The sequence below is a fragment of the Arcticibacterium sp. SM2516 genome (assembly GCF_057914865.1).
In genome coordinates, this window is the sequence record NZ_CP195290.1 from 5,669,025 (window position 1) to 5,692,260 (window position 23,236).

At 36.4% G+C, this 23,236-nt stretch carries 20 protein-coding genes; 16 read left to right on the top strand and 4 right to left on the bottom strand.

All coding sequences use genetic code 11. The annotated features are described in order from the left end of the window. Positions 1-61: 61 nt before the first annotated feature. From ACSBFT_RS23140 to ACSBFT_RS23180, 9 genes are all read left to right on the top strand, one after another. Positions 62-2,161, top strand: a complete 2,100-nt coding sequence (locus ACSBFT_RS23140; protein WP_489602626.1) for a T9SS type A sorting domain-containing protein — start codon at positions 62-64, stop codon at positions 2,159-2,161. Positions 2,162-2,230: 69 nt separating this feature from the next. Further along, positions 2,231-3,355: a thiolase family protein gene (locus tag ACSBFT_RS23145; protein WP_489602627.1), complete on the top strand. Its 1,125-nt coding sequence runs from the start codon at positions 2,231-2,233 to the stop codon at positions 3,353-3,355. Beyond that, on the top strand, positions 3,352-4,611 hold the full coding sequence (locus tag ACSBFT_RS23150) for an AMP-binding protein (RefSeq protein WP_489602628.1): 1,260 nt from the start codon (positions 3,352-3,354) through the stop codon (positions 4,609-4,611). The genes ACSBFT_RS23145 and ACSBFT_RS23150 overlap by 4 nt, the downstream gene beginning before the upstream one ends. Before the next feature lie 27 nt (positions 4,612-4,638). Then, on the top strand, positions 4,639-6,555 hold the full coding sequence (locus ACSBFT_RS23155; RefSeq protein WP_489602629.1) for a TonB-dependent receptor plug domain-containing protein: 1,917 nt from the start codon (positions 4,639-4,641) through the stop codon (positions 6,553-6,555). Between the two features lie 61 nt (positions 6,556-6,616). Continuing rightward, positions 6,617-7,027: a 6-pyruvoyl trahydropterin synthase family protein gene (locus ACSBFT_RS23160; protein ID WP_463044918.1), complete on the top strand. Its 411-nt coding sequence runs from the start codon at positions 6,617-6,619 to the stop codon at positions 7,025-7,027. A gap of 4 nt (positions 7,028-7,031) precedes the next feature. After that, a complete protein-coding gene (gene lpxB, locus ACSBFT_RS23165; RefSeq protein WP_489602630.1) occupies positions 7,032-8,141 on the top strand; it encodes a lipid-A-disaccharide synthase in 1,110 nt (369 codons plus the stop codon). Further along, entirely contained in the window at positions 8,141-8,629 is a 489-nt protein-coding gene (locus tag ACSBFT_RS23170; RefSeq protein ID WP_489602631.1) for a hypothetical protein, read from the top strand. The genes lpxB and ACSBFT_RS23170 overlap by 1 nt, the downstream gene beginning before the upstream one ends. 87 nt (positions 8,630-8,716) lie before the next feature. Beyond that, positions 8,717-10,162, top strand: coding sequence for a Fe-S cluster assembly protein SufB (sufB, locus tag ACSBFT_RS23175; protein ID WP_463044915.1), 1,446 nt, complete (start codon positions 8,717-8,719; stop codon positions 10,160-10,162). A gap of 65 nt (positions 10,163-10,227) precedes the next feature. Beyond that, a complete protein-coding gene (locus tag ACSBFT_RS23180; RefSeq protein WP_489602632.1) occupies positions 10,228-11,082 on the top strand; it encodes a DUF5694 domain-containing protein in 855 nt (284 codons plus the stop codon). 4 nt (positions 11,083-11,086) lie between these two features. On the opposite strand, the gene ACSBFT_RS23185 is transcribed toward ACSBFT_RS23180, so the two are convergent. Beyond that, positions 11,087-11,923 carry a transglutaminase-like domain-containing protein gene (locus ACSBFT_RS23185; RefSeq protein ID WP_489602633.1) on the bottom strand — a complete coding sequence of 279 codons (837 nt, stop codon included), beginning with the start codon at positions 11,921-11,923 and terminating at the stop codon, positions 11,087-11,089. Between the two features lie 93 nt (positions 11,924-12,016). Between ACSBFT_RS23185 and galE the strand changes: the two genes are divergently transcribed. The 3 genes from galE to rfbA are packed head-to-tail and all read left to right on the top strand — an operon-like array spanning position 12,017 to position 14,969. Beyond that, positions 12,017-13,033, top strand: coding sequence for a UDP-glucose 4-epimerase GalE (gene galE / locus ACSBFT_RS23190; protein WP_489602634.1), 1,017 nt, complete (start codon positions 12,017-12,019; stop codon positions 13,031-13,033). Beyond that, positions 13,030-14,082 (top strand): dTDP-glucose 4,6-dehydratase, encoded by a 1,053-nt coding sequence (rfbB, locus tag ACSBFT_RS23195; RefSeq protein ID WP_463046587.1) that lies wholly within the window; start codon positions 13,030-13,032, stop codon positions 14,080-14,082. Before galE ends, rfbB begins: the two co-directional genes overlap by 4 nt. 26 nt (positions 14,083-14,108) lie before the next feature. Further along, positions 14,109-14,969 (top strand): glucose-1-phosphate thymidylyltransferase RfbA, encoded by an 861-nt coding sequence (gene rfbA, locus ACSBFT_RS23200; protein ID WP_489602635.1) that lies wholly within the window; start codon positions 14,109-14,111, stop codon positions 14,967-14,969. 4 nt (positions 14,970-14,973) lie between these two features. Here rfbA and ACSBFT_RS23205 read toward each other — a convergent pair whose 3' ends face one another. Then, entirely contained in the window at positions 14,974-15,495 is a 522-nt protein-coding gene (locus ACSBFT_RS23205) for a nuclear transport factor 2 family protein (protein ID WP_489602636.1), read from the bottom strand. A 139-nt stretch (positions 15,496-15,634) separates the two neighbouring features. Here ACSBFT_RS23205 and lysM point away from each other — a divergent pair, with 139 nt between their 5' ends. Beyond that, complete coding sequence (gene lysM, locus ACSBFT_RS23210; RefSeq protein WP_463046584.1) at positions 15,635-16,081, top strand: peptidoglycan-binding protein LysM; 447 nt, start codon at positions 15,635-15,637, stop codon at positions 16,079-16,081. Positions 16,082-16,192: 111 nt separating this feature from the next. Continuing rightward, positions 16,193-16,711: a KdsC family phosphatase gene (locus ACSBFT_RS23215; protein ID WP_489602637.1), complete on the top strand. Its 519-nt coding sequence runs from the start codon at positions 16,193-16,195 to the stop codon at positions 16,709-16,711. A 62-nt stretch (positions 16,712-16,773) separates the two neighbouring features. Here the strand turns inward: ACSBFT_RS23215 and ACSBFT_RS23220 are convergent, their stop codons facing one another. Beyond that, positions 16,774-17,685, bottom strand: coding sequence for a hypothetical protein (locus ACSBFT_RS23220; RefSeq protein WP_489602638.1), 912 nt, complete (start codon positions 17,683-17,685; stop codon positions 16,774-16,776). Between the two features lie 165 nt (positions 17,686-17,850). On the opposite strand from ACSBFT_RS23220, the gene bamJ reads away from it, so the two are divergent. After that, entirely contained in the window at positions 17,851-18,519 is a 669-nt protein-coding gene (gene bamJ / locus ACSBFT_RS23225; protein ID WP_489602639.1) for a BamJ family beta-barrel-assembly machinery protein, read from the top strand. Between the two features lie 38 nt (positions 18,520-18,557). After that, positions 18,558-20,615 (top strand): carboxy terminal-processing peptidase, encoded by a 2,058-nt coding sequence (locus ACSBFT_RS23230; RefSeq protein WP_489602640.1) that lies wholly within the window; start codon positions 18,558-18,560, stop codon positions 20,613-20,615. Positions 20,616-20,696: 81 nt separating this feature from the next. Here ACSBFT_RS23230 and lon read toward each other — a convergent pair whose 3' ends face one another. Further along, on the bottom strand, positions 20,697-23,171 hold the full coding sequence (gene lon, locus ACSBFT_RS23235) for an endopeptidase La (RefSeq protein WP_489602641.1): 2,475 nt from the start codon (positions 23,169-23,171) through the stop codon (positions 20,697-20,699). Positions 23,172-23,236: the final 65 nt, after the last annotated feature.

Consider the following 23,236-nt stretch of genomic DNA (forward strand, 5'->3'; position numbering starts at 1 on the left):
CTTTTACAAGCCCATTTAAAACATATATCTTTACAATATCCATAAAATAAAAAGCTCTTAAATGAAAAATTATACTTACGTGTTAACCAAGAGAATAACCTTGGTTTTCCTTGCTCTTTTTGCTTGGTCAAGCTCACTTGCCTTGGCTGCAGCTACTTTTGCTGATCCCCCGACTCAGATTGGTTTCCAAACAAATGGAACTGGTGTGGATGGAAAAGTATCGTGGGTGTACGGTAAATCGTCCTTACTGCTAAGTGAAGGGACTGCTAAATTTGTTATAGAGGTAAGTGTTAATGGAGGTGGCTGGGTGTCAGCGGGAGCTGATGTGGCTTATGCTACAACAGGTCAAACGGATTATACGCTAGCTGTTACAGGTTTAGTTGATGGCTCTACCTATAAATATAGGGTCAAGATTATATCTACTGTAGAAGAGTCGCCATTTGCAATGAGTTCTACATATACATATACTGCATTAACAGGATCAACTTCAATAACAGAGCAAAATAAGACTCAAAGTTCTATTACCATTAATATTGTTGATGCTGTAACAGGAGAAGATGGATATAAAATTTACATTAAAAAAGTTGGAGCTAGTTCTTTTACACTTAATAGAACGTTGACATTGTCGTCTCCAGAACAAGTGGTTAATATTTTAGGTCTGGATGCTAATTCATTTTATCAGATTTACGTACAAGCATATAATGGAGATAATAACAAAGTAAGTAATACGATTACCGTTAAAACGAATAGAGCTTTACCGCCACAACCAACAAGTTTTACTTACAGAGATCTTTGTCCTGAAAAAGTGACTGTCGATTTTACTTTTGCTGATATAAGTCAATTTGACGAATTAGAGTTAAAGATGAACGGTGTTATAATAAGAACGGGATTACCAGGTACAGGAACTTTTACAATAACTGGATTAAATCCAGGCGTAAATTATAGTTTCGTAATTCTTACTAGAAATGAGACTGGAATAAGAAATTCTGAGGCATTAAACATCAGAACACCTGCTTATCTAGCTCCTGATGGTCCTTATAATATTACAGATCCTTACGATATTACTTCTAGCTCTATGACGGTGTCATGGCTGAATGGTCAAGAAGATTATCCTTGTTTGAATAAGATTCGTAATGAAATTAATCTTTTCGTTCAAATCGAGAAAAGAGACGGTACCGTTGAGAATAAAATATTTGCCACTTATAAAGATGCCACTTCTTACACCATTACGGGACTTCCTATGAAGGCCAAAGTGACGATTACACTGTCGGCTTATAATGATTTTCATAAGCTTCGTGGTTATGGTGAAAGACAAGTTTCAGCAACCACTTTAGGACCTCCTATTACACCTGTAGACTTAGGAGCTAAAGCACAGAAAGACCATTTAGGATTGGATGAAATCTTAGTGACTTGGAATGAGTATGCTAATGACGAAGATGGAAGTATAGTAGAAGTGAAAGTAGGTGCTGGTGATTATAAAATTATTGGTAAAATAAAACCAAACATTGCTATATTTTATTACAAGCCCACTCAAGCTGGCGTAACGTATGTTTTCAGAGTAAAAGCTTTTAATGTTTATGGTGATTCTGATTATTCTGAGTCTGCTACGGTAACTCCAGGTTTTACTTCTGAACCTAATGCACCCTCTAACCTAAATGCTGTAAATAAAGATGGAGCAGCGTATTTAACATGGTTAGATGATTCTAATAATGAGAGTGGTTTTGAGGTTCAAAAATCTGAAGACGCAGGTGTTACTTGGGTTAAAATAGGTGAGACAGGAATGAATGTAACTATGTTTACTGACGCTAGTGTGGTAGCAGGTAAAACGTATTGGTACGGAGTAAGATCTGTAAATAGTGCTGGAAACTCAGATTTAGCTAAGGCTTCTTTCAAAATAGCTGCAGCAACTGATGGTGGTACTGTAGGTGTGGTTAATGTTTATCCTAACCCTACTGTTGACGCTATTAATTTAAGAGTAGATAACGCTAAGCAGGGAACAGTTTCTATTTATAACCAGAGCAACAGAAGAATCCTTAGCAAAAGTGTTGATTTCCAAAATGGAGAATTAACTTTAGATGTGTCTGGATTTGCACCTGGTGCTTACCAAGTAGTGATATTTACGGGGGACCAAAAAATATCTAAAAAGATTTACAAGTATTAATTGTACTTAAAGAAAATCAAGGTCGACCAAATGGTCGGCCTTTTTTTATGCCCTATATTCGCTTGAAATATGCAAAGAGATTTTTTCATTTATGATGCAGTAAGAGTCCCCTCTGGAAAAAAGGGGGGGATGTATAAAAATGTTTTAAGTGAAAGTTTGGCTGCTTTTCTAATTGACAACTTGATTGAAAGAAATAGTCTTAGGAATATAGAATTAGAACTGATTTTGGGGAACAGTATTGGTACCATGGGTAATATGGCCAGATACGCGGCATTGGAAAGTTTGTTGCCAGACTCCGTGCTAGCCTCTACAGTGGACTTACAATGTGGCGGTTCATATCAAGCCCTTAAACAGGGTTTGGGAAAGATTATGTTAAGTTCTTCAGATAGCATGGTTTTAGTGGGCGGAATAGAGAGCAATTCTCTTATGCCATTTAGAACATATCATCATAGAGATCCTCGATTCATAGAAGAAAAGCATATAGGTACGGCTAATTTTTCTCCAAGAAACGAAATAGGGCTTAGAAAGGCAGCTGAGAACCTGGCGAGAAAATACCATATTGGTAAGGATGACATGACGAAATGGACCGTAGAGAGTCATTTAAAGAGCCTTAAGTTTAGTGAATCAAATTTTTATAAAGCACATGTTCTTCCCTTTAAAGAATGTTTGGAAATAGATCAAACCATAAAGAAGGGATTGGATTTGTCCTTTTTTAAGACTTTGGAAACCCATAAGTTAATAGACAGAACAAATACCGCAGATTATCATGACGGGGCTGGCATATTACTTTTAGGGGGAATAGACCAAAGCACAGGAAAGAAACCTTTGGCAAAAGTTATGGACGTTCATATCATAGGACTTGATCCTAATATGGCACCAGAAGGATGTATCTTAGCGGCAGAAAATTTAATGAATGAAAATGCTTTGAGTTCCAGCGATATAGACCTCTTTGAAATTAATGAGTCTTTTGCATGTAAGCCATTATCTTTAATAAGCCATTTTGGTTTGGATCCTAATCGAGTAAATATTATGGGTGGGAATTTAGCAATGGGACACCCTTTTGCAGCTTCAGGTGCATTGAATATCATTAATTTAATAGGCGGTTTGAAACTTACAGGAAAGAAATATGGTTTAGTTTCTGCTGGAATAGCCGGAGGATACGGTGCCGCAGTTTTGATAGAGAATGTAATGTGATAGTAGACAAGGTCTTAAAAGTTTCAGATTTATTCCCAGAAAAAGATGCGATCATCTTTAATGGGATAGCTCTGTCTTATCGGGAACTTGCGATGGCCATAAGAAGAAGGAGTAATGAAAGTGGCTCAGAAAACGCCACTTTTATTTTTAATGATAATCCAGTTGAAACGATAGTTCAGGTATTGGCTAAAAACCTTTCTAATGAACCAGTTTTAGTCATGCCTTACGATTTTCCAGAAAGCAGAGTTTCGGAAATTAGAGACCAAGATATCCCCGAAAAATCCTTTATAGGAATACTAACTTCAGGTAGTACAGGTAAATCAAAAGGAGTTTGGAAGACCAACGATAATTGGGAGAAAGCATTTGAATATCAAAGTTCGGTATTTGGGATTTCAGCTTCAGATAAAGTATTTGTGTTGGATGCTTTGTCCTATTCTGCTAATCTTAACGCTGCTTTGCATATTTTGTGGTTGGGGGGTACGCTGGTTTTGGGCCAGTTAAAATGTGCAAAAAAATGGCGTAACCAATTTTTAAATGAGGGCGTTACTTCCTGTTTTCTTGTTCCTTCTCACTGCAGGCTATTGGTAAAAGATAGCGGAGCAAATAATGGTATAAAATCTATTGTTACCGCTGGCGAAAAACTGAATTCTACAACCGCTATGGAACTAGTAGATGTTTTTCCAAATGCCAAATTGACGGAATATTATGGTGCTGCCGAGTTAGGTCATATTACTTATCATCAAGGTAGTGATATTTATAATTATCCCCATTCGGTAGGTAAGCCATTTCCTCAAGTGAAAGTGAGCGTTAAGGATGAAAAGGTTACAGTAGAAAGTCCTTATGTATCTGGACAATATAAAAACAAAGGTACTGTAGATGATTTAGGATACTTTGACGAGGGAGATAGACTAATATTAAAAGGTAGAGCTGGTAGAATGTTCAATAGGCGGGCTCTAAATATTTATGCCCAAGAGATTGAAAATATAGCCCTATCGTTTAGTTCTGTAGAGTTAGCGGTATTGGTGGAGGATGAGATAAATAGAAGGCTCAGCTTATATTTTACGGCCAATAAATTTGCTTTAGGGAATAATGAGGAGGAATTGACGGCTTTTCTTAGGGAATGCTTGCCAAGTTCAAAGGTTCCAAATTTTGTTAAGGAGTTGGATGAAATCCCGCATTCAGAGGCGGGTAAGGTTGATTTTCGTGCATTGAGTAAAATGTGTAGTGAAGAAAGGAATCGAGACGTTGTTTCTTGATTTTAAAATTTCACTTAATACATTTTTATGATTCGTAAAATACTTTTTATGACTCTCTTGAGTCAATATGCTTTTAGTCAGGATAGTTTAACACTTGATCTATCCGAAATAAAAGTTTCTGCCAATATACATCAGTCTGAAATAATTAAAACGGCTAGGAATGTTTCTATCATTTCAGCTGAAGAAATATCACATTCACCTGTGAAAACGATAGATGGCATTCTACAATATGCTCTTAATGTAGATGTAAGATCTAGGTCTCCTTTTGGGGTTCAGTCCGATGTAAGTATCAGAGGTGGTCACTTTGATCAAACTTTGGTTTTGATAGATGGCGTTAAAATGAATGACCCGCAAACGGGCCATCATGCACTTAATTTGCCAATCCCAATAGAGTTGATTGAAAGAATAGAGGTGGTTCAAGGTGGGGCTTCTAGGGTTTATGGACCCAATGCTTTTTCTGGTCTTATAAATATCATTACCAAAGAATCAGCGAAAAATGTCTCTAGCGTCGGTATTGCTGGAGGCGAAAATGGATTGTATAAATTGGATGCTAATCTAGGGTTTTCAGGCAAGAGGATGGATAGCTTTATTTCTGTTTCCAAAATTCATTCGGATGGATTTATACATAATACCGCTTTTAACCGAAACACGCTTTATGCAAAAACGAGTATTCAGGATAAATATGGGTTTTTGACCTTACAAGGTGGTATAATGGGTAATGAGTTTGGAGCTTCTAACTTTTATCACCCTAAGTTTTACGATCAATATGAAGAGACCAATACGAAATTTTTGGCCTTGACCAAAACACATAATTTCTCAAACAATTTAGCAGGGACATTGATAGTGTCCATTAGAGACCTGAAGGATCTATATGATTTCAATAATTATTTAGATGACCCAACGACCCTAAACAGTGTAAATTTTCATAAATCTAATGTTATAGATTTGGAATGGAAAATGAGGTACTTGTCTGACTTTGGAGCCACTTCAGTAGGGGTAGAATGGAGAGAGGAAGGTATTTTAAGTAATAGATTAGGCGATGAATTATCCAACCCAAAAGAAGTGAAAAATTATTCGGGTATATTCTATTCTAAATCCAAGACACGTCGAAATGTCAGTGGTTATTTTGAGCAACAAAAGTCTTGGGATAAATTATTGGTTTCGGGTGGTGCATTGATAAATTTCAACTCGCAGTTTGGTACTGAAATATATCCGGGAATTGATGTTTCTTACGCCCTTTTCGATAATGTCTCCATTTATGGAACGGCAAATAAATCGTTACGCTTCCCCACGTTTACGGAGCTTTACTTGAATACATCTACCGTTAAAGCAGATCCAGATTTACTTCCAGAAAAAGCGATTAACTATGAACTAGGAATTAAAAGGTTTAATAGTTGGAGTAATTTGACAGCCTCCGTTTTTTATAAAAAAACCACGGACGCTATTGATAAAATAAAAAGGCCAAATGTAGATGTGCCAACCATGGAGAATATCGATAATATCAATATGGCCGGTTTGGAATTGGTAAGTCAATTTAATGTGGCTAAAAGGCTTGGGGATACTAATAACTGGTTCCAGAAGGTTCAATTAAACTATGCTTATCTTGTGGCGGATAGAAAAGAGGATAACTTTCAATCTTTTTATACCTTGAATTTTCTTAAACATAAGTTTGGAGTTGGTACCTTTTATCGTATTTCAAAATCCATAAATGTTTCTCTTTATTATACCTATAAAATGAGAGAGGGGGATTTTGCTTTGGATGCTAAATCAGAGGTGCAGAGCTACAAACCAGTAAATCTTTTGGATACAAGAATTGATTATAAAAGGAAATGGTTTAGTGCTTTTATGGACATAAATAACATTCTCAATTATCAATACTATGAGTTTGGTTTTGTGGAACAGCCGGGGAGATGGGCAAGTGCTGGAATAAAAATGTCTTTTTGACATACGATAGTGAAAAGGGTTATAGGAAAATAGTGCTACTTTTGCAGAAATTCAGGTGGAAATGATTCGAATTACAAGACGTGAGAATTTTAATGCGGCACATAGGCTTTTTAATCCTAAGTGGTCGGAAGAGAAGAATTTCGAGGTCTTTGGACCTTGTAGTAGACTTCATGGTCATAACTGGACGCTTTATGTAACCGTTACTGGTGAAATTGATGAAGATACTGGTTTCGTAATGGATCTCAAGAAACTAAAAGATCTTGTGAGGGAAGTGGTTATAGACAAGGTAGATCACAGCTATCTCAATGAGGATGTCGATTTCTTAAAAGGCAAGCTGCCGAGCACAGAAATATTTTCGAGAGAAATTTGGGCTCAATTAGAACCCATACTCTCAGAAAAGTATGGTGTGAAACTATTTGAAGTTAAGCTTCACGAAACAGAAAATCACTACGCTCAATATTTTGGCGAGTAGTATTATGAAATATTTCATAATTGCGGGAGAAAAATCTGGAGACCTCCATGGCGGCAATTTGGCAAAGGAGCTTAAGCGTAAGGATGCCACTGCTTTAATAAGAGGGTGGGGTGGCTCAGATATGCAAGATGCCGGGGTAGAGGTTACCCAAAACTACGCCGAACTAGCCTATATGGGACTTGATTTCTTAATGCATTTTGGACGGATTAGAAATCTATTTAAGGGTTGCAAAGAGCAAATATTAGATTTTTCTCCGGACGTTTTGATACTCATAGATTACAGTGGATTTAATCTTAGAATAGCTAAATGGGCTAAGAAACAAGGTTTTAAAGTCATATATTATATTGCTCCTAAGACCTGGGCTTGGAATGCTTCTAGAAATAAGTCTATAAAGAAATATGTGGATAGGCTTTTGGTGATTTTGCCATTTGAAGAGACCTATTTTAGCGAAAGGGAAATCAATACAAAGTATGTAGGAAACCCTTTGATTGAAAGAATAAATGCTTTTGTGTCTGAGGAGAATTTCAAAAATGAGCTTCCTGAAGGTTATAATTCTATTGTTGCACTTTTGCCAGGGAGTAGAAGAAAGGAGATTGAAAGGGTATCCGCAGAACTAAAGAAAGTGGCAAGGCAGTTTAAGCATACGCTTTTTGTGGTGGCCGCTATTTCTGAGATTGATGAAGAGCTTTATAAATGCTTTGATTGCATCCCAAATTCAATTTTGGTTTACGATAAAACATATTCGATTCTTCAAAATGCGGATGCTGCCATAGTCACATCCGGAACGGCAACACTAGAAACCGCATTGTTTGGAGTGCCTCAAATAGTGGTGTATAAAGCTGACAAACTGACTTATTTTATTGGAAGCAGGATGGTAAAAATAAAGTATATATCATTGGTGAATCTTATTTTGGATAAGCCTGCTGTGCCGGAGTTAATTCAGGATAACTTTAATTCTGGAATGATAAAAAGTCACTTAAAAGAGCTGCTTTTTGATACTAAAAAGAAAGAAAAACAGTTGGAGTATTATCAGAAACTTAAGCTGCTTATTGGAGATGAAAATGCTTCAAAAGTGGCTGTCAATAATATTTTAGAATATCTTAAATTAAAATAATGAGAACTACATTTTTTGCTTTATTGTTAGTTGGTCTTTTCATTTTGGGTTGTAAAAAAGATTCGGATGTTCCTGCCGAGACTAGACCTACAATTGAATTATTAACCAATAATAGTTCTAAATCTTGGAAGGTAAAGGATGGGACGGCGAAATCTCAAAGTGGTTTGGAAGTAAACCTTATAGCCTCCCAAAACCCTTGTATAACGGACAATGTTATCGTTTTATCGGCTGATTTTTCGTATAAATTTTTGGAAGGAGCCACAAAGTGTAACCCAAGTGACCCTGATCAGATATTGGCAGCAACTTGGAGCTTATCACAAGATAATTCTAGTATCACGATTGATAAGTTCATATTTCTAGGTAGAACTATTGATAAGCCATCTTTTGTGTTGACGGAAGTTACAGAAGCAACTTTTTCTGGAACCACTACCATTACCTTTGAAGGAGAGGTATTTAACCTCAATGTGATATTTGGACAAGTAATTTAAATTTCTAGTTAGAATAATTCTAATTTAGAGAACATATTACTCGAAGCTTATGTTAAGTTGCTGAGTGATATCATTAAGCAAGTAAGAATGAGAAAAGATTTAGAGTTACTGGAAGAGATTACCGGCACGGATTATAAGTACGGTTTTTATACGGATATAGAGGCAGATGAAGCTCCTCCAGGGCTTGATGAGAGTATTGTGAGGTTTATTTCTGCGAAGAAAAACGAGCCAGAATGGATGTTAGATTGGCGTTTGAAGGCCTTTGAAATTTGGAAACAAATGACTGAGCCTAATTGGGCTAATGTAACTTATACAAAACCTGATTTTCAGGCCATAAAGTACTATTCCGCTCCTAAACAGATAAAGACGCTTGATAGCTTGGATGAGGTAGATCCTGAATTAAGAAAAACTTTTGAAAGATTAGGGATTTCTTTAAACGAGCAGAAGAGACTTTCTGGTGTAGCGGTGGATGCTGTTATAGACTCAGTTTCTGTAGCCACAACTTTCAAAAAAGAGTTAGGAGAGAAAGGTATTATTTTCTGTTCCATGTCAGAGGCGATCCAAGATCACCCTGAATTGGTAAAGAAGTATTTAGGATCTGTGGTTCCTGTTAAAGATAATTTTTATGCAGCTTTAAATGCGGCTGTTTTTTCTGACGGTTCTTTCTGTTACATACCTAAAGGTGTGAGATGCCCTATGGAGCTATCTACTTATTTTAGGATAAATGCGGCGGGAACGGGTCAGTTTGAGAGGACGCTTATAGTGGCAGATGACAATTCTTATGTTAGTTATCTGGAAGGCTGTACTGCTCCTCAAAGAGACGAAAATCAGCTTCATGCAGCTGTGGTAGAAATTTTCACGGGAGAGAACGCAGAAGTGAAATATTCTACGGTTCAGAACTGGTATCCTGGAGATAAAAATGGTCTTGGCGGTGTCTTTAATTTTGTAACGAAGAGAGGGCTGTGTTTTGGGAATAATTCCAAAATCTCATGGACTCAAGTAGAGACGGGTTCCGCTATTACTTGGAAATACCCTTCTGTTATATTAAAAGGTGATAACTCTATTGGAGAATTTTATTCCGTAGCCGTTACCAATAATTATCAGCAAGCGGATACTGGGACGAAAATGATTCACCTAGGAAAAAATACCAAGAGTAGGATTGTATCTAAAGGAATATCAGCTGGAAAAAGCCAAAATTCATATAGAGGTTTGGTAGAAATATCAAAACGAGCTATCAATTCTAGAAATTACTCTCAATGTGATTCTATGTTGCTAGGAGATCAGTGTGGAGCACATACCTTCCCATATATTGAGGTTAAAAACTCAACGGCATCTGTAGAGCATGAGGCTACCACATCTAAGATTGGTGAAGACCAGCTTTTTTATTGTAACCAAAGAGGTATTGATACAGAGGCTGCTGTGGCATTAATTGTCAATGGTTATGCCAAAGAAGTATTGAACCAGTTACCAATGGAATTTGCTGTTGAAGCTCAAAAACTTCTTGAGATTTCTTTAGAAGGTTCAGTAGGTTAAAAAATTCAAATCATAAATTTTAAAAAAGCTGTCATTTGGCAGCTTTTTTACGTTAATTCATGTCCATGACAAGAATTATTTTTATTCTTTTAATGACAGTGCCTAAGTTCTTGAACGCTCAGTCTCATAACAAGATTGATGCTGTGATACTAGGTACCTTTCACTTTGGAGAAACCCCAGATTTTAAAAGCAGTGAGTATGATGACATTCTAAAACCCAAACGGCAGCGGGAATTAAAAGCTTTGGTGAAAAAGTTAGCGGATTATAGACCGGACAAGATTTTTGTTGAAAATACTCCGGAGGCACAAGATTTTTGGGATAAGGTCTATACGGATTATCAGCGGAAAGTTTTTCCTTCAAGCCTTTCAATACTTCAAAATGAGATTTTTCAAATTGGTATAAGAACCGCCAGTTTATTAAAGAATGAACATGGGGTTATTTGTATAAATTACATTAATCCAGATGCTTTGGGTCAGTGGCCATCAGATATGGTAGAGCGTAAATGGAAGGAGTATGCTAACCAAGTCAACCTAAAAAAACCAGAGTTTGAGGAATTCTTCAAGTCAAATACTTTGGCTTCCGCTACGTTCCATGGCTTTCTTGAAGAACACGATTCTTGGAAGAAATTATCTCTTAATGAACATTTGATTAAAATGAATGAAGAGGAAAGCTTAAGGGCTCTTCAATATTTTAACGTACTGGCATGGATGGATAATGACGTCAATGGTGTAGGAGCAGAATTAACATCTATGGAATACCATCGAAATCTTAAAATTCTTCAAAACCTTTACAGTAAACTAGAAAGGACAGATAAGAAGATTTTGATAATTTTTGGTGCGGCACATGCCCAAATCCTTACAGATCTTCTAAAGAGTCATCCTGTTTTTAATATCGTAAAGGTTAAAGAAATTCTGAATTAGAATTTTAATCCAACAGTTGATCATACACGTTCTTAATCTCCTCTACTTTTTGAGATTCTGCATTCTTTTTAAACGACACCATTAAGTTTAGCAATGAACGGCGAACAATCTCAATATTTGAGCAAGGTTCGTAAAACATTTCTTGTTCTTCAATTTTCATTTGTTTTAGGTAAGCTGAAATATCCTCCTTTGAGAAAATTAGCCCTTTATTGAATACATTGATGTAGAATTTAAGGTTGGAAGACTTATATGTTAAAATGAACAAGCTAGGCAGGTTGACACCGAAAATTGGTAAGCCTAGCCTCTGAGCCACCAAAAGGTATATTACGCATAAAGAAATAGGATTGCCTTTCCTTGTCTCCAAAACTTGATTTATTAAGGAGTTGGATGGGGAATGAAAGTTTTTGGTATTGGCAGAGAATTTATATTTCTCAAAGAAAATATGATTAAGAATTTTAATGGAATCGTCGGGATGCATTTCATCTCTAAGTTGGAGCCAAGCTTCAAAGTATATTTGATTTATTTCCATTTTTAAAGATTCAAACTGAAGGTCAGGGTATTGATATTTGGCTACTAGCCACATCCCTTCTAGCAAATCATGCTTTCTGAACTTTTTCCATTCCAATAATTGGCTAGAGAAATTCTCATACTGCAATTCATGAATTAAGTCCTCAATTTTTTTTTGAATTGGGGAGTCAAGCGTATTCTTTTCCCAATGTTCTTCCAAAAAAGGAATAATTTCGTCTCCGAGGTTTTTGATCTCTTTTTCAACTAGATAAGAAACTTCTTCGTCGGAGTCTTCTAGGAGAGATACTAGGGCGTTGATTTCATTTTCTGACATAAGCTGATTATTAGATGATGAAATTTAGTAAGTCTTCGGAAAACAACAAACTTAATTTCAAAACTTTCCTATTTTTGCCAAAACGTTTTTTTAATGAATATACTCGTAACTGGTGGTACTGGTTTTATTGGCTCTCATACTGTTGTTGAATTAGTGGCTGCTGGTCACAAGCCCATTATTATTGATGATTTTAGTAATTCAAATAAGTCTGTGTTGGCTGGTTTGAAGAATATTATCGGCTATGATGTGGATTTTATACAAGGAGACTGTAATGAAGAATCCTTCTTAAATAATGTTTTTGAACAACATAAGATTGATGGCGTAATTCATTTTGCGGCCGCTAAGGCTGTGGGAGAATCTGTTCAAAACCCCTTAAAGTATTATGAAATGAACTTAGGCTCTCTCATCAAGTTGATTAGGGTTATGGAATCTCATAAGGTTTCTAAGTTGGTGTTTTCATCTTCTTGTACTGTTTATGGTGAGCCAGATGAAGTGCCAGTTACAGAATTAACTCCAAGAAAGCCTGCCACCTCGCCATATGGTAATACTAAATCAATAGGAGAAGATATTTTAAAAGATGCCGTAATTTCAGGTGGAAACTTTCAATTTGTAGCTTTGAGGTATTTTAATCCTGTAGGAGCACACGAATCTGCCGAGATAGGGGAGTTGCCAAGTGGTGTTCCTGGAAACTTAGTGCCATATATCACTCAGACAGCTATAGGTTTGAGAGAAAGTTTGACAATTTTTGGAGATGATTACGATACCATTGATGGAACGAATGTAAGAGATTTTATTCATGTGGTGGATTTGGCGAAAGCCCATGTAGCAGCATTTGAATATTTAAATGTTGCTCCGGATAACTTCTTCGACTTTTTTAATATCGGAACAGGAGAAGGCAATTCCGTTTTAGAATTGGTTAAGACTTTTGAAAAAGTTAATGATTTAAAACTTAATTATACGATCGGAAATAGAAGAGACGGTGATACCGTTAAAATCTACGGTGATGTCTCTAAGGCTAATAAAGTATTAAACTGGAAAACTGAAAAAACTCTTGAAGATGCATTAAGAGATGCATGGAGGTGGGAGTGCAAACTAGCTAAACAAAAATGAGTAAAAGTATTTTAATAACCGGAGGAGCTGGTTTTATTGGTAGCCATGTAGTCAGATTATTTGTGAATAAATATTCAGATTATACCATTGTTAATCTTGATAAGTTGACCTATGCTGGTAATCTTGAGAATTTGAAAGATTTGAAAGATGCTCCAAACTATATTTTTGAAAAGGGAGATATTGTGGATGCGAGTTACATCGATAGTCTTTTTGAAAAGTATGCCTTTGACGGAGTGGTCCATTTAGCGGCAGAATCTCACGTAGATAGGTCTATAACGGACCCAATGGCTTTCGTGATGACTAATGTCATTGGTACAGTTAATCTTCTAAACGCGGCAAAGAATAGTTGGAAAGGTAATTTTGAGGATAAGTTGTTCTACCATGTTTCTACAGATGAAGTTTATGGTGAATTGCATGACCCTGAAACATTTTTCCTTGAAGATACCAGCTATGACCCTCGGTCTCCATATTCTGCTTCAAAAGCAAGTTCTGACCACTTTGTAAGAGCGTATAACAGTACTTATGGTTTACCAGTAGTCATTTCAAATTGCTCTAATAATTATGGGCCAAATCATTTTCCTGAGAAATTGATTCCGCTGATGATTAATAACATTAAAAATAAGAAGCCTTTACCTGTTTATGGAAAAGGTGAAAACGTGAGAGACTGGCTTTATGTCTTAGATCATGCTAGAGCCATTGATATGATTTATCATAATGGTGCAGTGGGAGAGACCTTTAACATAGGTGGGAATAACGAGTGGACTAATATTGATTTAGTACATCTTTTGTGTGACACCATGGATAAGAAATTAGGACAGGAAATGGGCAGTTCTAGAGCATTAATAACTTATGTGACAGATAGAGCTGGTCATGATCTAAGGTATGCCATAGACGCCACCAAGCTGATGAATACATTAGGCTGGGAACCTTCTGTTACCTTTGAAGAAGGGCTGGATAAAACGGTAGAATGGTATTTAAATAACTGGGATTGGATTTCAAATATTACCTCTGGTGACTATCAGAAGTATTATGAAGAAATGTATAACTAATTCATCAACACTATTAAATTGAAATAATGAAAGGAATAATATTAGCAGGAGGTTCTGGAACACGTTTGCACCCTTTAACACTAGCTGTGAGTAAACAACTCATGCCAGTGTATGATAAACCAATGATTTATTATCCTTTGTCTATTTTGATGCTTTCTGGCATAAGGGAAATTTTGATTATATCTACACCTCATGACCTCCCACATTTTGAGAAATTATTGGGCGATGGCTCTCAGATTGGTTGCAAGCTAAGCTATGCAGACCAGCCTAGTCCAGATGGTTTGGCCCAAGCGTTTATTATTGGTGAAGATTTTATTGGTACGGATAGCGTAGCTCTTATTCTTGGGGATAATATATTTTATGGTTCCGGTTTAAGCAAACTCTTACAATCTTGTGCAGAACCAGATGGAGGGACTGTTTTCGCCTACAGAGTGCATGATCCTGAAAGATATGGTGTAGTGGAGTTTGATAAAGAATTCAGAGCGGTATCTATTGAGGAAAAACCAGAAAAGCCTAAGAGTAATTATGCCGTGCCTGGGCTGTATTTCTACGACAATAGTGTGGTGGAAATTGCAAAAAACATAGAACCTTCTCCAAGAGGCGAGCTAGAAATTACAGACATTAATAGGGTTTATTTAGAAAAAGGTAAGCTTAATGTAGGTGTTATGAATAGAGGTACCGCATGGTTAGATACAGGCACTTTTAACTCTTTAATGCAGGCTGGACAGTTTGTTCAGGTAATAGAAGAACGCCAAGGAGTAAAAATAGGAAGTATAGAGGAGGTGGCTTATAGAATGGGTTTTATTTCTAAAGAACAATTAGAAGATATTGCTCAACCTTTAGTGAAGTCCGGTTATGGACAATATCTTCTGAATATTCTGAAGTAATTTCTCACCATCCATCATCTACTACAGCCTGAACTTTCTTCTTAACAGCAGGTTTGGCTGCAGTAGCTGTAGTTTTTGATGGTTTGTTGTTTGCGGCAGAAGAAATTAGATCCTCATCAGATTCAATTCTAGAATATACCCTACTGACTATTTTCCATTCATCGTTTATCTTTAAAAGATTCAATAAGTCAATGATTTTAGAAGATGGATATACCGTTTCAGTGATGGCTGTAGCAGCGATTCCAGCATAGCTCCAAGAAAGGATGCTCGTTTCTCTAGACATGGCTTTTCCCGGTGTAATCTTAGAAGCTAAATTTTCTACGGACATACCTATGACAGCTCCATTCTTACCTATAGAACGCTGGATAGCATCTGAAACAAAGGCATTTTTAAATTGTGAAACGTCTCCATTCGTGCCGCCATTAAGGTAATCGTTGACAGCAGTTAGAATACCTTCTTCATCGCTTTGGGCATAAGAAAGTGTAGAGCAGCATAGTAATACAATGAGGAATTTAAGGTTTTTCATATTCTTTCTTTTTATAAGGATTATAACGAATTGTTAAACTTCGATATTTCAATTGAGATTACAGTGACCAAACTTTTTTTTGTCGTCTAATAGTTTATATTTGTAATATTCAAACTAATAAATCTAAATTCAAAAAACTATGGGATTGATGTCATTTTTTAAAGGCGTAGGTGAAAAAATATTTCCTTCAACTGCGAAAGAACCTGAAGTAAAGGCGGCTGCTTTGCTAGCACACGTTCAAGGTTTAGCATTACCTTTTAAGAAATTAAGTGTAAAAGTTTCTGATGATGTAGTAACTCTGGAGGGCTTGGTGGCAGAGCAAGTGGATGCTGAGAAGATCGCTATTGCGGTTGGAAACGTAGAAGGAGTAGCTTCTGTGAATAATTTACTTGAAGTTGAAGTGCCAAAAGAAGAAGCTAAGTTTCATACGGTAGTTTCGGGAGATTCTTTGAGTAAAATTGCTAAAGTTTTTTATGGCAACGCCATGAAATACCCTGTGATATTTGAAGCTAATAAGCCAATGTTGTCACATCCAGATAAAATATATCCAGGTCAAGTGTTAAGAATCCCAGCTTTGGAAGATTAATATTAATGTTATTTTAAAGAAAGGTCGCTTCACGATTGAGGCGACCTTTTTTTGTATATGAGTGTGAAATGTAATTTAAGAATAAGCGATTAAAATGTCATATTTGTGGCTATGGATATAAAACTAAGAAGTAAGATTTCTAAAATAAAGACCTTTGTCTTTGATGTGGATGGTGTATTCACTGACGCTAGGCTTATTGTTACAGATTTGGGTGTGGACAGGGTATTTAATGTTAGAGACGGCTATGCCGTTCAAATGGCCATTAAAGCGGGATATAAAACAGCCGTAATTTCTGGCGGCAAGCAAGAAAATATTAGAACAAGGTTAGGGGGCTTGGGTATTCATGAAATACATCTTTCTGTAAATACAGACGGCAAGCCTTTGGTTTTTGAAAAACTATTAAAGGATTGGTCTTTAAAGCCTGAAGAAATCTTATACATAGGAGATGATATTCCAGATTTACTTTTAATGAAAGGATGGAACGTACTCAAGGCCTGTCCTTCAGATGCGGAGCCTGAGGTAATAGAAATAGCAGACTACATATCACCATTTAATGGAGGAGCCGGAGCGGTACGCGACGTAATAAAATTGGTAATGAAGGTACAAGGAAAGTGGATGAAAGTGTTTTAAACAAAAGAAAGAGGCTATCTCATATTTATGAGACAGCCTCTTTCTACTGTGACAACAAGAAATTATATTTTTTCTAACACTTTTTGATACTTTTTAGGAATGCTCATAGGGTGAGCGTACTTGGCTATATGCACAAAATATCCTGCCGCATTGGCTTCTGCTCTATAAACAGCTTGAGCGTTCACAAAGTGATTTTGTCTTAACTGTATAAATTGACCATAAGAAGATATTTCTTTTAGAACATCGGTAGAGGCTATATCTAATGTTTTGCTTACTGTCCCAATAATATTTTGATAAACTAAATCAGATTTATACTTATCCATTTTAACAGAAATAAGCTGATTTGGTACTAAACTAACTTTATCATTTGACCCTGAGAATACCATAACTGGAAATGCATTTCCATTGTTTTGTATTGGGGTATAGTTTTGAATTCTTTCATTCACGGCATCAGCTTTGGTCTGGAAAAGATTTCTGAGGAATTTTTCTCTGGTGAAAGCAAGAACAATTCCTATAAGTCCACCAATGCCAGTAAACTGCAAAAGAAAGAGTGGTAAGTTAAAATTTGTTAATCCTGTTTGATTTCCTATAACCATTACGAGCAAGCCCACAAAGAAAAACCTCAATATATGGAGTGATATTTCTTTTGAAATATCCCATTTTGAAATCTTAAAATAGCTCCTAAATATGGCTGGAAGGAAGAAATCTGCAATTAGAAAGCCTAAAAACCCAGCGGAAGCAGAGATGATAAGGAGCAATGTTTTATTTTGCGATGCATACTCTTTTATGCCAAATGGCTCCATGAAGTAGTACAAGGCATATATAACAGAAGCTACTATTACAGCGTTAATTAAACTCCTGAAAGAAAGAACATTTAGCTGTAAGGGGTTCTTGCTAGTCGTTTTAATTTTAGTTAAAGTATTTGAGATATACTGAAACACTTGCACAGGAAAACTTAAAATTGATTTTATCATGAATTTGCATTTGTATTGATTAAGAAAATTCAAAAACTGTACCAAAATGTTAATGAATACCTTAAAAGTATTTTTGTGATAGCGTAATTTTTAGGCCATTTATTGTGTTAAGTAATAGTAAATCTATAGATTCAAAAAATAAAATAAACCAATTCAATTATTAAAATGAGTAAACCACTCGTAGTTCTATTAGTAACATTCTTTTTATTTCAAAGCGTGTTTTCTAACGCACAGGTTAAATTAAATTCAGAATTAGATTCTTTGAGTTATGCCATAGGTGTTAATATTGGAGAAAGCTTAAAATCTCAGAACTTACAACCTAATATGGCGTTCTTATCAAAAGCGATAGAGGATGTGTTGAAATCAAATGAATTAATGATACCATCTCCAGATTGCGGAGCATTTATTCAGAATTATTTTCAAAACGCCGCTTCTAAAATTGGAAATGAAAACTTAGCAAGTGGAAATTCCTTTTTAGAAAAAAATAAAGCTAGGGCAGGAGTGGTTACTACACCTAGCGGGCTCCAGTATGAGATTATTACTGCAGGAGTAGGCATGAAACCTTTAAGTACGGAAAAGGTCAAAGTACACTATCACGGAACGCTTATTGACGGTACGGTCTTTGATAGTTCGGTGGAGAGAGGTTCTCCTGCTACATTTGGTGTGACTCAGGTCATACAAGGATGGGTAGAAGGACTACAATTAATGCCAGAAGGCTCTAAATGGAAACTATTTATTCCTTCGGATTTAGCTTATGGTCCAAGAGGGCAAGGAAAAATTGGCCCTAATTCTGCTTTGATTTTTGAAGTGGAGTTATTAGAAATTATTAAATAAGAGATGATGTTTTCTTATTCAACCTATTAAGAAAAAGAATGAAAAAGATTTTTTTAACATGCGGAGTGCTTCTTTTAGGTGCTTTTGTTTTTGGTCAAGAAACTTCCCATAAGTATGGATATGAAGATTTAACACCTTCGGAAACGCAGCATAAGGTAGAGCAGTTTGTTACACAATTTTTAAATAATTACCACTATCAGAAATTTAAGGTAGACGATGAATTGTCTTCTAAGGTTTTTGATAACATGATTGAAAGTATAGATGGTGGACATTCTTACTTTACACAGTCAGAGATGGATGAATTTGAGAAATATAGATACCTCATTGATGATGCACTTCTATCTGGTGATCTTGATATTCCATTTACGGTATTTAATAGCTATAGGAAAGTATATAAAGAGCGGTTTGACTATGTGATGACTTACCTAGATAAACCTTTTGACTTTACATCAAACGCTACTTATAATGTAGACGAAGAAGGCAAAACCTGGGCCTCTTCTAAAGAGGAATTGAATGCGGAATGGGACAAGATCATTACAAGTCAGGCTTTGAGCTTAAAATTGAGTGGTAGTTCTGATAGTGCGATAGTAAGTACGCTTAAGAAGAGGTTTGAAAGATATGAGTCTAGAGTAGGTAAATGGAGGTCAGAAGACGTTTTCCAGACCTACATGAATTCTTTTACAAGAGTTATTGACCCTCATACGAGTTATATGATTCCAAGTACTGCTGCCCAGTTTAACATTGATATGAGCCAGTCTTTAGAAGGAATTGGAGCGAGACTTCAAAATAGTGATGATTATGTCATGATAATGGATATCATTCCTGGAGGACCGTTATTTAAAACTCAAGAGTCTAATAAGGATGATTACATACTTGCAGTGGCACAAGGAGATGATGGTGACTTTCAGGATATCGTAGGTTGGTTAACAGACGACGCCGTAAATCTTATCAGAGGGAAAAAAGGAACTGTCGTAAGATTGCTCTTAAAAGCCAAGAATGCTCCTGTAAACTCTGAACCTAGAGAGGTAAGAATAGTAAGAGATAAAATTAAATTGGAAGAGGCTGTGGCTTCTTCTGAAATTCTAGAGCTAGAGCAGAATGGCAAGAAATTTAAAATGGGACTCATTGATATCCCTATGTTTTATAGAGATTTTGATGGAGCAAGAAGCGGGTCTGATTTTCAGAGTACCACAAAGGATGTAGATGCTTTTCTTCATGACTTTAACAAAGAAGGGTTAGATGGTGTTATTATTGACCTTAGAAATAATGGAGGAGGTTCATTAACAGAGGCTATTGAGCTCACAGGACTTTTTATCACGAATGGTCCAGTAGTGCAGAGAAGAACCGGTAGAGGACGCATAGATGTGGAAGAAGATAAAAATTCAGCGGTCTCTTATGCTGGACCATTACTTGTCCTCCAAAACAGAGGCTCTGCTTCGGCATCTGAGATTTTTGCAGGTGCTATTCAAGACTATAATAGAGGTTTGATTGTGGGAGAGCAATCTTTCGGAAAAGGAACTGTACAGCAATTGGTAAATCTTGATCAATTTTTATTATCGCCAAAAGTAGCTTCTAGAAAAGGTGCTTCTACTAACGGTCTAGAGGAAGAGGAACGATATGGGCAGTTAAAATTAACTACGGAGAAATTCTATAGAATTACTGGAAATAGCACCCAAAACAAGGGGGTTGTTCCAGACATCGCCTTACCAACTCCATGGAACGCTGATGAAATGGGTGAAAGTAGCATGGAAAGTGCTCTTCCATATGATCAGATTTCGAGTTCTACATTTATGAATCAGAACGTGATAACGAATAAGGTCTTGGCAGCGGTGTTGGAGAAATATAATAGTAGGCTGGCAAATGATGAAGATATGAAACTTCTTATAGAGGATATAGAGATTTATAAAAGGCAAAGAGAAATAAAAGAGTATTCCCTTAATTATGAAGTAAGGCTCAAAGAAAAGACAGATAACGAAGAAGTGATTTCGGCCATCAAGAAATTAAGAAAAACGAAAGAAGGCGACGACAGATCGAATGATCTATACCTTGTGGAGGCACAAAAAATCCTAATGGATTTGATAGCTTTTCAAGAATAAAAGATAGCCTAATCCGATTAAAAAAAATAGACTTCTCATTTAATGAGAAGTCTATTTTTTTGTTTTAATCTTTTGCTAAAATTACTTCTCTTGCTTTTCGGCAGGTAATATAAAATGGATTGGATTTTTAACCTTGGTTTTTAACAGAGCTATTTCTAGAACATCATCCACGATGTCTACATAATGGAAAGTTAGACCTGTAGTATATTCCTCACCAATTTCTTCTACATCCTTTCTGTTTTTATAACAAAGTATTATCTCCTTAATATTGGCTCTTTTGGCCGCTAAGATTTTTTCCTTAATACCACCCACAGGAAGCACTTTGCCTCTAAGGGTAATTTCTCCCGTCATGGCTAAGTTATTTTTTATTTTCCTTTGCGTAAAAATGGAAGCCATTGACGTTAAAATCGTAATTCCAGCAGAAGGCCCGTCTTTAGGAACTGCACCTTGAGGGACATGTATGTGGAGGTCGTAATGTTGGAAAGTTCTGTAATCTATTTTAAGTTCTTCAGAGTTAGCCTTAAGATAAGACAGGGCTGTCATAGCAGATTCCTTCATGACATCACCTAGCTGACCAGAAAGGGTTAGCGTTCCTTTACCTCGGCTTAAATTGGATTCTATGAATAAAATGTCTCCACCTACCGGAGTCCAAGCCAAACCTGTTACTACACCCGCCATTTCGTTTCCTTCGTAGAGGTCTGTGTCAAAAATAGGCTGTCCTAGTAGCTCAATGATGTCGTCACCTTTTAAGTTGGTTTTGTATTCTTCATCCAGAGCTATGGCTTTAGCTATTTTTCTAACTACCGTTCCAACTTTCTGCTCCAAGGCTCTTACACCCGACTCTCTAGTATAACCTTCTACTAGTGTTACAAAAGCATCTTTATTGAGCTTCAAATCTTTTGACGTTAAGCCATGCTCTTCTAACTGCTTAGGAAGTAAATGTCTCTTAGCTATTTCTACCTTTTCTGCGACTGTATAACCGGTTAATTCAATGATTTCCATTCGGTCTCTCAAAGCAGACTGAATGGTGTCAAGAGAATTGGCTGTGGCAATGAATAACACCTTAGAAAGATCGAAATCTACTTCTAGATAGTTGTCTTTGAAAGCACTGTTTTGCTCAGGATCTAACACTTCTAGTAATGCACTGGAAGGGTCACCTCTGTGGTCCCTGGAAATTTTATCAATTTCATCTAAAACAAAAACCGGATTTGATTTTTTCGCTTTATTGATGTTCTGAATGACTTTACCAGGCATAGCTCCGATATAAGTCTTTCTATGTCCTCTAATCTCTGATTCGTCATGAATACCACCGAGTGCCATTCTTACGTATTCTCTCCCAAGTGCTTTTGCTATAGATTTACCCAAAGAGGTTTTTCCAACACCAGGAGGGCCATAAAAACAAAGAATAGGAGCCTTCATGTCATTTCTTAACTTCAATACAGCTAAGTATTCAATAATACGCTCTTTAACTTTCTTTAGTCCATAATGGTCATCATCAAGAATTTTAGACGCTCTTTTAAGGTTAAAGTTGTCTCCACTGGTTTCATTCCAAGGCAAGTCTGATAGAAGTTCAGCATATCCTACAGACATGCTATATTCTGGAGCCATGGAGTTTAGCCTTTGAATTTTATTAAGTTCTTTATTAAAATGCTCGTTGATTTCTGGACGCCATTTTTTCTTGGCTCCTTTCATTCTAAGTCTTTCAATCTCCTGATCGGGAGAATCCGAACCTAGTTCTTCCTGAAGTACTTTGATTTGTTGTCTTAAATAATATTCCCGCTGCTGTTGGTCTATATCTGAACTAGCCTTTGATTGAATGTCTTTCTTTATTTCAAGAACTTCTACTTCTTTGAGCATGTGCTCTAAAAGTTTATGAGCTTGCTCTCCGCCATCATATGTTTCTAATAGAAGCTGCTTTTCAGCAATACTAATATTTAGATTTGAAGATAGGAAGTGAGTTAAAAAAATAGGCGATTCTATATTATTAATAGCCATTTGGGCATCTCTAGGAATCTCTGGATTAAGATTTAGGATGTTGGCTGCAGTATCTTTCAAAGTAGAGATCAATGCCTTGGTCTCTTTCTTTTTAGCATTCGGAAATGTGTCAGTTATATATGCTACAGAGGCTGTTAAGAACGGGTTGGTCTTTAGGATTTCTGTAATCTTAAACCTTCTTCGTCCTTGTACTATAATGGTCACATTGCCATCTGGCAACACTATCATTTTAAGGATATTTCCTACTGTGCCGATTTTATAAAGATCGTCTCCGGTAGGCTCATCTTTGGTTTGTTTAACTTGAGATACTATCCCGAGGGTTCTATCCCCCCTATATGCTTTTTTAACAAGCCTTATGGCCTTTGTTCGAGTAACTGTAACTGGAATAACAATGCCAGGAAACAGTACGGTATTTCTTAAGGGTAATAAAGGCAGGTTCTCTGGAAGGTTTTCATCACTTTCCATCACTTCGTCTGGTGAAGCTATCTCAATCATCTCTACGTTTTCCAAATCCGTATCACGATTGGCAAATTGTTCCAATAGTTCAAAATCTTTATTCATTCAGTAATTTTTCTTATGCCTCACATGCCACTCTGTCATTAATTAATGTACAAAAAAGCAATTGA

Bases quoted from the DNA above. Each gene is read 5' to 3' on its own strand.
- ACSBFT_RS23205 (WP_489602636.1), bottom strand. From the start codon at position 15,495: ATGAAAAACCTTAAATTCCTCATTGTATTACTATGCTGCTCTACACTT.
- ACSBFT_RS23170 (WP_489602631.1), top strand. From the start codon at position 8,141: ATGAGAACTACATTTTTTGCTTTATTGTTAGTTGGTCTTTTCATTTTG.
- ACSBFT_RS23215 (WP_489602637.1), top strand. From the start codon at position 16,193: ATGGATATAAAACTAAGAAGTAAGATTTCTAAAATAAAGACCTTTGTC.
- ACSBFT_RS23185 (WP_489602633.1), bottom strand. From the start codon at position 11,923: ATGTCAGAAAATGAAATCAACGCCCTAGTATCTCTCCTAGAAGACTCC.
- ACSBFT_RS23140 (WP_489602626.1), top strand. From the start codon at position 62: ATGAAAAATTATACTTACGTGTTAACCAAGAGAATAACCTTGGTTTTC.
- ACSBFT_RS23180 (WP_489602632.1), top strand. From the start codon at position 10,228: ATGACAAGAATTATTTTTATTCTTTTAATGACAGTGCCTAAGTTCTTG.
- bamJ (WP_489602639.1), top strand. From the start codon at position 17,851: ATGAGTAAACCACTCGTAGTTCTATTAGTAACATTCTTTTTATTTCAA.
- ACSBFT_RS23160 (WP_463044918.1), top strand. From the start codon at position 6,617: ATGATTCGAATTACAAGACGTGAGAATTTTAATGCGGCACATAGGCTT.
- rfbA (WP_489602635.1), top strand. From the start codon at position 14,109: ATGAAAGGAATAATATTAGCAGGAGGTTCTGGAACACGTTTGCACCCT.
- ACSBFT_RS23145 (WP_489602627.1), top strand. From the start codon at position 2,231: ATGCAAAGAGATTTTTTCATTTATGATGCAGTAAGAGTCCCCTCTGGA.
- lpxB (WP_489602630.1), top strand. From the start codon at position 7,032: ATGAAATATTTCATAATTGCGGGAGAAAAATCTGGAGACCTCCATGGC.
- lysM (WP_463046584.1), top strand. From the start codon at position 15,635: ATGGGATTGATGTCATTTTTTAAAGGCGTAGGTGAAAAAATATTTCCT.
- ACSBFT_RS23230 (WP_489602640.1), top strand. From the start codon at position 18,558: ATGAAAAAGATTTTTTTAACATGCGGAGTGCTTCTTTTAGGTGCTTTT.
- rfbB (WP_463046587.1), top strand. From the start codon at position 13,030: ATGAGTAAAAGTATTTTAATAACCGGAGGAGCTGGTTTTATTGGTAGC.
- sufB (WP_463044915.1), top strand. From the start codon at position 8,717: ATGAGAAAAGATTTAGAGTTACTGGAAGAGATTACCGGCACGGATTAT.
- galE (WP_489602634.1), top strand. From the start codon at position 12,017: ATGAATATACTCGTAACTGGTGGTACTGGTTTTATTGGCTCTCATACT.
- lon (WP_489602641.1), bottom strand. From the start codon at position 23,171: ATGAATAAAGATTTTGAACTATTGGAACAATTTGCCAATCGTGATACG.
- ACSBFT_RS23220 (WP_489602638.1), bottom strand. From the start codon at position 17,685: ATGATAAAATCAATTTTAAGTTTTCCTGTGCAAGTGTTTCAGTATATC.
- ACSBFT_RS23155 (WP_489602629.1), top strand. From the start codon at position 4,639: ATGATTCGTAAAATACTTTTTATGACTCTCTTGAGTCAATATGCTTTT.